We start from the raw sequence: 12,301 nt of genomic DNA, 5'->3' as shown, positions 1-12,301 counted from the left end.
GGTCGGCGAGTGCGTACGCGCCGAGCGCGTGGCCCTGCTCGGCGGACTGGCGCAGCCAGTACTCGGCGGCGGGTTCGTCACCGCGCTCGCGGTGGTACCGGCCAAGTGCGTGCGCGGCTGCGGCGGAACCGGCCACGGCGGCGATCCGCCACCATCCGGCGGCCTCGTCCGTGTATCCGCGCTGGTGGAGGAGGACACCCAGGTTGTTGGCCGCGGCCCGGTCGCCCTCGGCGGTGGCGGCACGCAGCAGAGGCTCGGCTCCGTCGAGATCACCGCGGCGCAGCAGCATCGCTCCGAGGACACTCGTCGCCTCGACGTCGCCGGCCTGTGCGGCGAGCCGTGTACGTGCCTCGTCGACAGCCTCCCCCTCACCGGTCTCGTCCCGGTCGGAAGGCTGCACAAAACGCCCTGTATCCAACAGAGTTGCCTTGTCCCCCATAACGTCCATCGTCGCACCACCTGCAACCTGGGTACACCTGGTATACCGCAGCCAGTGAGGTCTCTACAGCGTTTTGTCGACATGCCCACAGAGAGACAAGCGAAACACGGTTTCACCAAGTACCCACGGCGACACGGCCGTCACCCTCGTCGGCACATGCGTTCGCACAGCGCGAAGGCCCGGATCCTTGAAAGGATCCGGGCCTTCGCGATCAGTAGCGGGGACAGGATTTGAACCTGCGACCTCTGGGTTATGAGCCCAGCGAGCTACCGAGCTGCTCCACCCCGCGCCGTTGTGTTGCAACCGTACCACGGTGCGAGGTGGGCTTCCGACCTAGTGATCAACTGCCGCCTGAGCTGCGCTAACCACTCGAACTGCTCGGACTGCTACTGGGACTGCTGCTGGCACTCGGACTGCTGCTGGGACTCGCGCTGCTCTTGCCCTTGGCTGCCGCGGTCTGCGCGGCCTCGGCCCGCTTCAGCGCGGCCTGCAGATCCTTCTGCGCCTGCCCGTACGCCTCCCAGTCGCCCTTCTTCAGGGCCTGTTGCCCCGCGTCGAAGGCCTTCTGGGCGTCGGTCAGGGCCTGTTGGACCGTTGGATTACTGGATGTCGGTGGAGTGGTGGTGCCCGTATCCGGTGGCGTGGTCGTGGTCGCCGCTCCGAAGACCTTGGTGAGCCCTTGGTCCAGCGTGTCCTCGAAGGCGGTCTTGTTCCCGTAGGCCACCAACACCTTGCGCAGGAGCGGGTACTTGAGTCCACCACCACGTACGTAGACGGGCTCCACGTACAGCAGTCCTCCGTCGAGCGGCACCGTCAGCAGGTTGCCGTACTCGATGTCGGAGTCGCCGCCCTTGAGCAGCTTGATGGATTCGGCGATGTCCTGTTGGGAGTTGAAGGCGCTCTGCACCTGTTTAGGGCCGCCGACGGTCGTGCTGGTCGGCAGCTTCAGGATTCTGATCTTGCCGTAATCGCTCGTGCCGGCCTCGGAGTCGACCGCCATGAAGGCGCTGAGGTTGTCTCTTCCGTTCGGTGTGAACGTCGTTGTCAGCGAGAACGCCTGCGCGGACTGGTCCGGCATCTTCATGCTCAGGTAGTACGGCGGCACCGCGCTGCCCGACTTGTTGGTCGGGTCGTCCGGCACCTGCCACACCTCGCTGCCGCTGAGGAACGTCTGCGCGTCCGTCACGTGGTAGCGGGTGAGCAGCTCGCGCTGGACCTTGAACAGGTCCTGCGGGTACCGGAGATGGGCCATCAGCGAGGCCGAGATGTCCGACCTGGGCTCGACCGTGCCGGGGAACGCCTTCATCCAGGTCTTCAGGACCGGGTCCTCGGTGTCCCACTGGTAGAGCTTGACCTGACCGGTGTACGCGTCGACGGTCGCCTTCACCGAGTTGCGGATGTAGTTGACCTGGTTCTGCTGGGCCACCACCGCGCGGTTGTTGTTCGTCGCGGTGAGCGAGTCGGCCGTGGTGTCCCCGAGGGTCGTCCGCGAGGCGTACGGGTATCCGTTGCTGGTGGTGTACGCGTCGACGATCCACTGGATATGGCCGTCCACGACCGCCGGGTAGGCGTCACCGTCGATGGTCAACCAGGGCGCCACCGCCTCGACCCGCTCCTTGGGCGTGCGGTTGTACAGGATCCGCGAACCCTCGCCGATCGCACCGGAGTAGAGGATCTGCGGCTCGTTGAACGCCACCGCGTACGCGGCCCGGTTGAGCGGGTTGGAGAGGTTGACGCCGCTCTTGCCCGTGTAACTGGTGGTCTTCTCGCCGCTGTCGTCGGAGTAGTCGATCTCCTTCTGGGGACCGCCGACGATCGAGTACGTGGTGGTCTTCTCGCCGTAGTAGATCTGCTGCTCGTACTTGCCGAGATCACCCGTGGACGGCAGATCGGACTCGGTGAAGACCGGCCGGCCCTCGGAGTCGACCTCGGTGCCCTTGGCGGCGACCACGCCGTAGCCGTGGGTGTAGCGGAAGTGGTCGTTGATCCAGTTGTTCTTCGGGATGCCGTTGAGGTTCAGCTCGCGCAGCCCGATGACCGTGTCCTGGTCCTTGCCGTCCTCGCTGTAGCGGTCGACATCCAGGTTGGTCGGGAACGCGTAGTAGTTCCTGATCTGCTGGAGCTGCTGGAACGTGGGCGACACGACGTTCGGGTCCACGATGCGGATGCTCGCCGTGGAGTCGACGTCGGAACGCAGCTTGGTCTTGTCCTTGGTGGTGCTCGTCCCCGAGTACTCCGTGACCTTGGTGTCGTCGATGCCGTAGGCCTCGCGCGTCGCCTTGAGGTTCTTCTGGACGTACGGGGCTTCCTTGGCCTGCTCGTTGGGCTGGACCGTGAACTTCTGGACGATCGCCGGGTACAGGCCGCCGATGAGGATCGCGGAGAGCACCATCAGGCCGAAGCCGATGACGGGCAGCTGCCAGGTGCGCCGCCACAGGGTGGCGAAGAACAGCAGCGCGCAGATGACGGCGATGCAGAACAGGATCGTCTTGGCCGGCAGATACGCGTTCGCGTCGACGTATCTGAGGCCCGTCCAGTCACCCGTCGCCTTGAAGTCGCTTGATTTGACCGCGAGTCCGTAGCGGTCGAGCCAGTAGGCGACCGCCTTGAGCGCGACGAAGATGCCGAGCAGCACCGACAGATGCCCGGTGGCGGCGGCCGTGGCGCGCGCGCCCGGGCTGGTGATGCGCAGCCCGCCGTACAGGTAGTGCGTCAGCGCGGCGGCGAGCAGCGAGAGGATCGCGGCGGCGAAGCCGAAGCCGAGCAGGAAGCGGTACCAGGGCAGGTCGAAGGCGTAGAAGGAGACGTCGAGGTGGAACTGCGGGTCCTTCTGGTGGAAGGGCACGCCGTTGACCCACATCAGCCAGACCCGCCACTGGCTGGACGCCGAGGCGCCCGCGATCAGCCCGACGAGGGAGGTGATCGCGAGAAGCAGCCACTTCTTGTACGGCGCGATGCCCATGCGGTAGCGGTCGAGGCTCTGCTGCTCCATCGACATGGCGCTGAGCGGCGGGCGCAGCCGGTGCGCCAGCCAGATGTTCACACCGACCGCGGCCGCCATGAGCAGACCGAAGACGAAGAAGAGCCCGATCTTCGTCGACAGGGTGGTGGTGAACACGGACGAGTAATGCACTGACCGGTACCAGAGCCAGTCCGTCCAGAAGCCCGCGAACATGGTGAACGCCATGCCGAGTACGGCAAGGACGCCCAGTGTCATGAGCAAAGTCCGGACACGCCGGGACGGGCGGCCCACTCTGATCCGCGGCCCTTGCGGGCCTCCGCCGCGGTCCGGCATCTGGAAAGCCAAGGTGCGCACCTCGAAGTTCGCTGTTGGTCGCTGTCGTTGCGTCAGGTCCCCGGTTTCGCGGACCGTCCGTAGCCCCGCGTGATCGCGGGCCCACACCTATGCAACTTACTCACCGTTTACTCGGTTCCCGATTCCGGCCATGAACGAGGCAGGATTGTGACTATGTCCAACACTCCCATGGCAGCGAACCCCCTCACCCGGGCCGTACTGGAGATCGACGAGTACGCCTCCGGCCTCGGCTGGGACCAGCCCGCTCGCCTCTTCGCCCTCGTAGACACCGCGCGGCTGCGGGCCCAGGAGCCCGGCCTCGCGGCCCAACTCGGCCTGCGGGACGAGCCCGAGACCACCGGTCTCACCCCGATCGAGCAGGAGGAGATCCCGGCCGGAAAGCCGCTGGACGAGTTCCTCGGCACGATCGCCTGGCCCGACGCGGTGGCCGGCTGCGCGCTCACCGTCGAGCGGCTGATGCTGCCGCCGTCCGCCGAGGCCACCGTCCCGGACGGCCTGAGCGAGAAGAAGCTCACCCAGTGGGTCGCCCAGCACCCGGACCGCCAGGAGGTCCGGATGACGGTCGCGGTCCTGCGCGACGGCACCCGCGACTCGGCCCTGCGGCTGCGCGAGAAGGACTCCCCCACGGAGGTCCTCACGGGCGGCGCCCTGGTCCCGGGCCTCGCCGAGGCCCTGTCCGCGACCTTCGAGGACTGACGTCGTCCGCTACGACTCCGGTTCCTCGCGTACGACTCCGGGGGCGCCCTCTGCCTGAGGGCGCCCCCGGAGTCGTACGCGAGGTCTTCTTAAGAAGGGGCTTGTTCAGCCCTTGGTGCTGCACTTCGGGAGGTCGGCGGTCTTGCCGCTGTTGATCAGCTTGAGGTCGCTGATCGCGTCCTTGATGGTGTTCACCTTGACGAGCCTGAGGCCACTGGGGGTGTCCTTGGCGGCTTCCGCGCAGTTGTCGGCGGGCGTCAGGAAGTACTGGGCGCCCTTGTTGCGCGCGCCGACGGTCTTCATCGAGATGCCGCCGATCGGGCCGACCTTGCCGGTGTCGTCGATGGTTCCGGTGCCGGCCACGAACTTGCCGCCGGTGAGGTTGCCCGGGGTGAGCTTGTCGTAGATGCCGAGCGCGAACATCAGGCCGGCGCTCGGGCCGCCGACGTCGGCGAGCTTGATGTCGATGCTGAACGGGAACGTGTGATCGGTTCCGGCGGAGATGCCGACGATGGCGCGCTTGGCGCCGGTGTCGTCGGAGGTCGCCGTGGTGATCGTGATGTCCTTCGTCGCGGTCGCCGTCTTGTTCGCCTTCACCGCGGCGGCCTGGTCCTTGGCCGAGACGATGGTGAACGCGACCTTCTCACCCGGCTTGTGCTTGGTGACCAGCTTCGCGACGTCGTCGGGCTGCTTCACCGTCGTACCGTCGACGGCCTTGATCACGTCACCGGCGTGCAGCTTGCCCTCGGCCGGGGAGCCCTTGAGGACCGTCGAGACGATCACCCAGGACTTCACCGGGATGCCCAGCTGGTCCAGGGCGGCGACCTTGGCGCTCTCCTGGGACTGGCTGAACTCCTCGGCGTTCTCCTGGGTCGACTGCTGCTCCGTCTTGCCGTCCGGGTACAGCGTGTCGTGCGGGACGACCTTGTCGTCGTGGGCGAGCCAGCCGTACACGGCCTCGATGAGGTTCATGTTGTAGTCGGCGCTGGTGACCCGGACCGTCGTCATGTTCAGGTGACCGGTCGCCGGGTAGGTCTTGCGCCCGGTGATCTGCAGCACCGGCTCGCCGTCGTGGTCCCCGAGCGTGTTCACCGTCGGGCCCGGTGACATCTCCGCATACGGGACGTTGATGAGGACTCCCGCGCACAGGAGCGCGATCAGCATCAGGGTGGAGGCGAGCATCGTCGCGGTGCGGCGTGGCATGGCACGACAGTACGGGACGCGTCTGTCAGCGCACCGTCAGGGCCGCCCTCCGGTCGCGCTTCCGTTCACGTGCCGGAGTGGGACTTGTCCATGGCCTCACGGAAGCGGGCATAGCCGTCCAGTTCCGGACCGTCGCTGCGCACCTTGCGGGTCCTGTTGGCCCAACTGCCCCACAGACCGGCACCTATCGCAGCCACCAGCGGAATCAACAACCAGGCGAGTGCCGCCATGCCGACCTCCCAACCCCACAGAGTCACCTCAACTGACTGATCAGCAGATTAGCCAGCCCCACTGACAACGCTCGTGCCAGGGCGCCGGTTACGCAACCGGAGGGCCGGTGGGAAGCGGGTGAGCGGCTGTCAGCAGACGCGACGGGTGGGCATCAGCAGGCGCCGACCCATTCCTCGGTGCCGTCGGAGAACTTCTGGTGCTTCCAGATCGGCACCTCGTGCTTGAGATCGTCGATCAGCTTCCGGCACGCCTCGAAGGCCTCACCCCGGTGGGGACACGACACGGCGACGACGACCGCCAGGTCTCCGATCGCGAGATCTCCCACGCGGTGGACGGCGGCCAGCGCCCGCACCGGGTAGTCCGCGACGACCTTCTCGGCGACGCGCCGCATCTCGGCCTCGGCACTGGGGTGGCACGAGTACCCCAGCCGGTCGACGTCGGCACCGCCGTCGTGATTGCGCACGGTCCCGACGAACAGGGCCGTCCCACCGGCCGCGTCGTCCCCCACGGCCCGGAAGACCTCGTCCACGGAGAGCGGCGTCTCCCGGATCCCGATCAGCTTGATGGGATCCTGTGCGGCCTGCTCACCGGGATGGTCGATCGTGGGTGCCATGCCTCCATCGTGCCGCACCCTGCCGACAGCGCGGAATAGCACTTTCGCCAGGCACGCGCGTGTGCCTGTTTGGAGCGTCCTACAGGGTGTCCTCGGGGAGCACCGCTCCTCAGATCCGGCGCCGGGCCTTCCGCGCCCGTCGTACGACCGCCGCCGCGCCGAGCAGTGCGACCGTCGCGCCCGCGGCACCCGCCGCCGTCGCGTCCTTGCGGCCGAGCCGTCGTCCGACGACCGTGTGCCGTCCGGCGACCTCCTCCAGGAGCTCCGCGAGCACTTCCTCGTTGGTCCACTGCGGCCGCCAGCCCGCGTCGTGCAGCCGACTTCCGCTGACCACCCAGGGGTACATCGTGTACGCCAGGTCGCCGGCCGGGGACGGGGTGAGTCCGATCCGGTGCAGCCGGGCCGCCGCGCCGAGCGCGACCGCGGACGGCAGCTCCATGCGCCGGATGCCGCTGAGTTCCTCGACCTCCTCCTGCTCCAGCCAGCCGTCGCAGCCGACGGCGAGTTCCCCGTCGACCTTCTCCAGGACGGCGTACTCCAGGGCGCTGCACAAATCCTCGACATGGCAGAACTGCCAGGCGGGCCGCGACCCGGCCACCACGAGCAGCCTGGGCGACTCGAAGTACCTGGTCAGCGCGGTGTCGGTGCCGCCGACGAGGACTCCGGGGCGTACGACGGTGACATTGAGCCCGGGATGCGCCCGGGGCGCGCGCCGCGCGAGCCGCTCGACCTCCAGGAGGTCGCCCACACCGGTGGCCTCCGCGGTGGCCCGCAGTTCGGCGTCCTCCGAGAGCGGCAGTTCGTTGTCGGGCAGTGCTCCGTAGACCATCGCCGAGGTGCAGAGCACGACCCGGTGGACCCCGGCCGCCGCGGCGGCGGTCAGCACGGTCTGGGTCCCCCGCACGTTGTACGCCGAACGGGCGGCGGGGTCGGTCTCCAGATCGAGGTCAAGCGCCAGATGTACGACGACGTCGGCGCCGCGCAGCTTCTCCGCGATGGCCGGATCCCGTACGTCGAGGATGTGCCACTGGGCCGCCGCGCACTCGCCGCGCCGCTCGTCGATGGCGATGACCTGCTTGATCTCCTCGGAGGCGGCGAGCCGCTCGGTGAGGAGCGCCCCGATCCCGGACGCGGCGCCGGTGACCGCGACGACGGGCCCGCGCACGGCGGGACTGGTTGAGTGGTTTCGCGCTGCGCGAACCTGCGGATCTGGGGAACTCACCGGGCGTCTCCAGCGGTTGTCTTCAGTACGGACGCGCGTGACGCGTCCGTACCAGGTGGCATCCATCCTGCCGCAGGCCAGGTCTTGGCGAAGCACCGAGGCCCGATCGGCCCGCGGTGTCTACGCTGGGTGGTGTTGAAGGGCAGTCGTGCCGTCGGAGAGAACCGGCGGCCTTAACAGCCGAGGAATCCCGTGAGTGACACCCCATTCGGATTCGGCCTTCCGCCGGAGGAGCCGGACGACGGCGACGAGGGCAAGAAGAAGGACCAGGAGAGCGGTGGTGGTCAGGGACCGGCCAACCCGTTCGGATTTGGCGGGCTGCCCGGTGCCGGGGGCTTTGGCGGCCCCGGCGCGGACAATCCGCTCGCAGCCATGTTCGGCTCCCTGAACCCCAACGACCTGGGCGCCGCGTTCCAGCAACTGGGCCAGATGCTCTCGTACGAGGGCGGCCCGGTGAACTGGGACATGGCCAAGCAGATCGCCCGCCAGACGGTCTCCCAGGGCACCCAGGACGGCACGAAGGACGCGAGCATCGGCCCCGCCGACCGCACCGCGGTCGAGGAGGCCGTCCGCCTCGCCGACCTGTGGCTGGACGACGCGACCTCGCTGCCGTCCGGTGCCGGCTCCGCCGTGGCGTGGTCCCGCGCGGAGTGGGTCGAGGCGACCCTGCCGGCCTGGAAGGAACTCGTGGACCCGGTCGCCGAGCGCGTCGGCGCGGCCATGGGTGACGTCCTGCCGGAGGAGATGCAGGCCATGGCGGGCCCGCTGATCGGCATGATGCGCTCCATGGGCGGCGCCATGTTCGGCACGCAGATCGGGCAGGCCGTGGGCGTGCTCGCGGGCGAGGTCGTCGGCTCGACCGACATCGGTCTGCCGCTCGGCCCGGTCGGCAAGGCCGCGCTGCTGCCGCTGAACATCGAGGCGTTCGGCAAGGACCTGGGCATTCCGCAGGAGGAGGTGCGGCTCTACCTCGCCCTGCGCGAGGCCGCCCACCAGCGCCTGTTCGCGCACGTGCCGTGGCTGCGCTCGCACCTGTACGGCGCGGTCGACGGGTACGCGCGCGGGATCAAGGTCGACACCGCCAAGCTGGAGGACGTGGTCGGCCAGTTCGACCCGCAGAACCCGGAGCAGCTGCAGGACGCCCTTCAGCAGGGCATGTTCCAGCCGGAGGACACGCCGGAGCAGAAGGCTGCTCTGGCCCGTCTGGAGACGGCTCTGGCGCTCGTCGAGGGCTGGGTGGACGCGGTGGTCCACGCCGCCGCGAAGCCGCGTCTGACGTCGGCCGACGCACTCCGCGAGACCCTGCGGCGCCGTCGCGCGACGGGTGGTCCCGCCGAGCAGACGTTCGCCACGCTGATCGGCCTGGAGCTGCGCCCGCGCCGGCTGCGCGACGCCTCCCGGCTGTGGGCCTCGCTCACGGACGCGCGCGGTGTCGACGGCCGTGACGGTCTGTGGGCCCACCCGGACATGCTGCCGACGGCCTCCGACCTGGACGACCCGGACGGCTTCGTGCACCGCGAGCAGCTGGACTTCTCCGAGCTGGACAAGCTGCTCGGCGAGGCGGCGAGCGGCACCGGTGAGAAGCCGAACCTGACGAAGGACAAGGACTCCAAGGACGACGACACCGAGTGAGCCTGTACGACGACGCGGTCCTCGTACTCAAGAGCTACGAGGACCAGACGGACCTGCGCCAGGCCTACCTGGACCACCTTGCCGCTCACCCGGACGGCATGTGGAAGTCGTGCCACGCCGGCCATGTCACGGCGAGCGCGCTGGTGATCGACCCCGAGCAGGGTCGCGTGCTGCTGACCCTGCACAAGAAGCTGCGGATGTGGCTCCAGATGGGCGGCCACTGCGAGCCGGAGGACACCTCCCTGGAGGCGGCGGCCCTGCGCGAGGCCACCGAGGAGTCCGGCATCACCGGACTGACACTGCTGCAGGGCGGCCCGGTCCGCCTGGACCTGCATCCCATCCCGGCGCCGTGCCACTTCCACTACGACGTCCAGTACACGGTCGTGGCACCTCCCGGTGCCGTGCAGGAGATCAGCGACGAGTCCCTGGACCTGCGCTGGTTCGCCTACGACGAGGTGGCGGCCGTAGCGGACGAGTCGGTCGTGCGGCTGCTGGCGGGGGCGCGCGCCAGGCTGTGATGGCTGGGGACGTGTAAGGGGCGCCCGCACTGGCGGGCGCCCCTTACGTCGGTTTCCGGACGGTCAGCTCCAGACGTTGCCCTGGTTCTGTGCGTGCGCGCCGTGCTGGCCCATGCCGAACTGGGCGGCGACGCCCTGGCCAATCGCGGCGTTCTGCGGCGGCAGGAGCTCGCTGGGCTGGACGAGTGCGTAGCCGCTGCCCATGAAGCTGAGCTCCCAGCCCTCGCCGGTGTTGCCGCGGCGCCGCCACACGCCGGAGGAATGCGTCTGGGCCTGCATCTGGACGCGCAGGCCTGTGGACCATGCGACGATCGCGTCGGCGTCGCAGTTGACGTACTTGTCGGGCGTGACCTGCATCATCAGGGGCGCGCCAGAGGTCATCAGGGCGACCTTGCCGCGGCCGGTGATGTTGAGCTGGTACTTCCCGGAGCCGGAGATGCCGTACTGGCTGTCCACGGCGATGACCTCGTGGTGCAGTGAGGAGTCCATCGCGAGGACGTAGCTGCTGTCGACGGTGAGGCCGTCCTGTTCCACATCCACTACGTGGATGTGCTGGGCGAGGTTGGCGAGGAAGACCGTGCCCTGCCCGTGGCAGCGCATCAGGCTGAGGCCCTCGCCCGTGTAGGCACGCGCGCGTCCCTGCTGGTTGCTCTGGTACTCGGCGTCGAACTCGACGAGTCCCTGGTAGGCGACCATGGTGCCCTTGCGGGCGAGGATGTCGTCGTGGCCCTCCAGGACGACGCGCAGCATCTGCTTGTTCTGGAGGCTGTAGCGGTCCTGGGACTGCGAGTCGTTGAACGCGAAAAGCGGGCTCTGCATGGTGTCGTGTTCCCCCCTCAGCCCCGGAACCGGAGACGGTCGGTGCTGTCCTCGCTGGGCTGGACGACGACGATGCCCTGCCCGGAGAAGGCCATCTGGTACGCCTCGCCGCTGCCGCGGCCGATCAGCGACTGCGCCTTGAAGCTGCGCTTGCCCTTCACCTTGAGGTTCGGGGACCAGGCGACGAGCGCGTCCGGGTCGACGTAGGTCTCGTCATCGCCGCCACCGCAGTCGACGACGATCGGCTTGCCGCGAGAGGTCAGCGCGACCCAGCCCTGGCCGGTGATCTTGGTGTTCCACAGGCCCTGCCCGGCGAACTTGGCGAGCCCCTTGACGCGCTCGACACCCCAGGTGAGGGACGTGTCAAAGGCGAGCAGGTTGGTGGCGTTGACGGAGATCCCGTCGCCGTTGAGGTTGATCACGACGACGTCCGCGCCGTAGTCGGCGAGATAGAGCAGTCCGTCTCCGGAGCACTTCATCAGGGGCGCGCCCTCGCCGGTCATCCAATCGCGCGCGATCTGGCGCACGGCCGGCGGGTTGGGCTCGTACTGGATGAAGCCCTCGTAGGCGATCATCGAGCCCACGCGCGCGAAGAGGTCGCTTCCGGTCTGCATGGCGACCTTCAGCATGTTGTTGCCGTGGTTCTCCATGCGGGCGGTGACGGGTGCGGGGGCGTAGCCCGCGAGCGGCTGGTTCATGACGGGCTCCCTCAGACCTCGTACGGCTGGACGACGATGAAGTTGCCGGGGGCGGCCCGGAACTGCAGGTTGACGCTCTCGCCGGTGTCTCCGGGGTACGCGTTGCGGCGCATCCGGACCTGGCTGGAGACGATCACCTGGGCGGCGGCGGACCAGGCGACGACCGCGTTGCAGTCGGCGAACGTGGTCGGCGTGACCGGCAGGACGACGGGCGAGCCGTGCGTCTTCACGACGATGGTGCCGGTCCCCTGGAACTGCATCGTGAACAGCGCGCCTCCGGGAATGCCGTGTCCCTCGATGCGTCTGACCTCGTACTGAAGGCTCTCGTCGAAGGCGAGGACGTTCTCGGCGGAGACGCAGATCGCGTCCCCCTGGAGCTCGACGGGGTGCAGATGGGTGGAGTTCTCGGCGAGGAACACCTGGCCCTGGCCGGTGCAGCGCATCAGCTGCATCTCCTGGCCGGTCGCGTTGCCCACGAGCCGGCCGGCGAACCCGGCGCCCTTGTAGCCGAAGTCGACCTTGCCCTGGTAGAGCACCATGCTGCCCTGGCGCGCCAGTACGGGCTGGCCGCCGATGCCGAGGTCGACGCGGATCAGCTTCTTGTTCTGCTGCGTCCAGCGCTGCCCGGTGGGCGTCTCCTTGAACTTCTCCAGCGCGGCCGACACACCGGCGCCCTGGGGAGTGCCGGAGGGCACTCCGTAGGCCGCCGGCTGGGCCGGAACCTGCCCGTATCCCGGAGGGGCGGGCGGCTGCTGACCGTAGCCCGGGGGCGGGGTGGGCTGCCCGTAGCCGGGAGGGGCCGGGGGCTGGCCGTAGCCCGGAGGCAGTGGCGCGGTCTGGCCCGGGGCCTGCTGCCCGTACGGCTGCGGCGGCTGGCCGTAGGGCGCGGGAGCGGGTCCCGGGGGCGGCACGGT

At 68.8% G+C, this 12,301-nt stretch carries 12 protein-coding genes and 1 tRNA gene; 3 read left to right on the top strand and 10 right to left on the bottom strand.

Annotated elements, in window-relative coordinates; genetic code table 11:
* From R6V09_RS32180 to R6V09_RS32170, 3 genes are all read right to left on the bottom strand, one after another.
* The coding region (locus tag R6V09_RS32180) for a tetratricopeptide repeat protein (protein ID WP_327096833.1) at positions 1-448 on the bottom strand (448 nt) is incomplete at its 3' end.
* A gap of 206 nt (positions 449-654) precedes the next feature.
* A tRNA-Met gene (locus R6V09_RS32175) sits at positions 655-728 on the bottom strand.
* Between the two features lie 72 nt (positions 729-800).
* Positions 801-3,734, bottom strand: coding sequence for a UPF0182 family membrane protein (locus R6V09_RS32170; RefSeq protein WP_317884981.1), 2,934 nt, complete (start codon positions 3,732-3,734; stop codon positions 801-803).
* 174 nt (positions 3,735-3,908) lie between these two features.
* Here R6V09_RS32170 and R6V09_RS32165 point away from each other — a divergent pair, with 174 nt between their 5' ends.
* The gene (locus R6V09_RS32165; protein ID WP_317884980.1) at positions 3,909-4,451 is read left to right on the top strand and encodes a PPA1309 family protein; all 543 of its coding nucleotides are present in this window, start codon (positions 3,909-3,911) and stop codon (positions 4,449-4,451) included.
* A 105-nt stretch (positions 4,452-4,556) separates the two neighbouring features.
* Here the strand turns inward: R6V09_RS32165 and R6V09_RS32160 are convergent, their stop codons facing one another.
* The 4 genes from R6V09_RS32160 to R6V09_RS32145 form a co-directional block, all read right to left on the bottom strand.
* Positions 4,557-5,654 carry a YlbL family protein gene (locus tag R6V09_RS32160; protein WP_317884979.1) on the bottom strand — a complete coding sequence of 366 codons (1,098 nt, stop codon included), beginning with the start codon at positions 5,652-5,654 and terminating at the stop codon, positions 4,557-4,559.
* A 65-nt stretch (positions 5,655-5,719) separates the two neighbouring features.
* Positions 5,720-5,884 carry a hypothetical protein gene (locus R6V09_RS32155; RefSeq protein ID WP_019072131.1) on the bottom strand — a complete coding sequence of 55 codons (165 nt, stop codon included), beginning with the start codon at positions 5,882-5,884 and terminating at the stop codon, positions 5,720-5,722.
* 152 nt (positions 5,885-6,036) lie between these two features.
* Positions 6,037-6,498 carry a molybdenum cofactor biosynthesis protein MoaE gene (locus tag R6V09_RS32150; protein ID WP_317884978.1) on the bottom strand — a complete coding sequence of 154 codons (462 nt, stop codon included), beginning with the start codon at positions 6,496-6,498 and terminating at the stop codon, positions 6,037-6,039.
* A gap of 109 nt (positions 6,499-6,607) precedes the next feature.
* Positions 6,608-7,720, bottom strand: coding sequence for an SDR family oxidoreductase (locus tag R6V09_RS32145; protein ID WP_026179067.1), 1,113 nt, complete (start codon positions 7,718-7,720; stop codon positions 6,608-6,610).
* Between the two features lie 192 nt (positions 7,721-7,912).
* Between R6V09_RS32145 and R6V09_RS32140 the strand changes: the two genes are divergently transcribed.
* A complete protein-coding gene (locus R6V09_RS32140) occupies positions 7,913-9,352 on the top strand; it encodes a zinc-dependent metalloprotease (RefSeq protein ID WP_317884977.1) in 1,440 nt (479 codons plus the stop codon).
* Positions 9,349-9,870, top strand: a complete 522-nt coding sequence (locus tag R6V09_RS32135) for an NUDIX hydrolase (RefSeq protein ID WP_317884976.1) — start codon at positions 9,349-9,351, stop codon at positions 9,868-9,870. The genes R6V09_RS32140 and R6V09_RS32135 overlap by 4 nt, the downstream gene beginning before the upstream one ends.
* A gap of 63 nt (positions 9,871-9,933) precedes the next feature.
* Here R6V09_RS32135 and R6V09_RS32130 read toward each other — a convergent pair whose 3' ends face one another.
* The 3 genes from R6V09_RS32130 to R6V09_RS32120 form a co-directional block, all read right to left on the bottom strand.
* Positions 9,934-10,689, bottom strand: coding sequence for an AIM24 family protein (locus tag R6V09_RS32130; protein WP_317884975.1), 756 nt, complete (start codon positions 10,687-10,689; stop codon positions 9,934-9,936).
* Positions 10,690-10,706: 17 nt separating this feature from the next.
* Positions 10,707-11,387 carry an AIM24 family protein gene (locus R6V09_RS32125; RefSeq protein WP_317884974.1) on the bottom strand — a complete coding sequence of 227 codons (681 nt, stop codon included), beginning with the start codon at positions 11,385-11,387 and terminating at the stop codon, positions 10,707-10,709.
* 11 nt (positions 11,388-11,398) lie between these two features.
* Positions 11,399-12,301, bottom strand: a 903-nt coding sequence (locus R6V09_RS32120) for an AIM24 family protein (RefSeq protein WP_317884973.1), incomplete at its 5' end; no start/stop codon positions are given.

Origin of the sequence: Streptomyces sp. W16, assembly GCF_033194735.1 — a bacterium.
Lineage (GTDB): Bacteria > Actinomycetota > Actinomycetes > Streptomycetales > Streptomycetaceae > Streptomyces.
The sequence above is the reverse complement of the archived record's forward strand: the minus strand, read 5'-3'. Positions and strand labels throughout refer to the sequence as shown.

Bases quoted from the DNA above. Each gene is read 5' to 3' on its own strand.
- R6V09_RS32160 (WP_317884979.1), bottom strand. From the start codon at position 5,654: ATGCCACGCCGCACCGCGACGATGCTCGCCTCCACCCTGATGCTGATC.
- R6V09_RS32165 (WP_317884980.1), top strand. From the start codon at position 3,909: ATGTCCAACACTCCCATGGCAGCGAACCCCCTCACCCGGGCCGTACTG.
- R6V09_RS32170 (WP_317884981.1), bottom strand. From the start codon at position 3,734: ATGCCGGACCGCGGCGGAGGCCCGCAAGGGCCGCGGATCAGAGTGGGC.
- R6V09_RS32150 (WP_317884978.1), bottom strand. From the start codon at position 6,498: ATGGCACCCACGATCGACCATCCCGGTGAGCAGGCCGCACAGGATCCC.
- R6V09_RS32125 (WP_317884974.1), bottom strand. From the start codon at position 11,387: ATGAACCAGCCGCTCGCGGGCTACGCCCCCGCACCCGTCACCGCCCGC.
- R6V09_RS32130 (WP_317884975.1), bottom strand. From the start codon at position 10,689: ATGCAGAGCCCGCTTTTCGCGTTCAACGACTCGCAGTCCCAGGACCGC.
- R6V09_RS32155 (WP_019072131.1), bottom strand. From the start codon at position 5,884: ATGGCGGCACTCGCCTGGTTGTTGATTCCGCTGGTGGCTGCGATAGGT.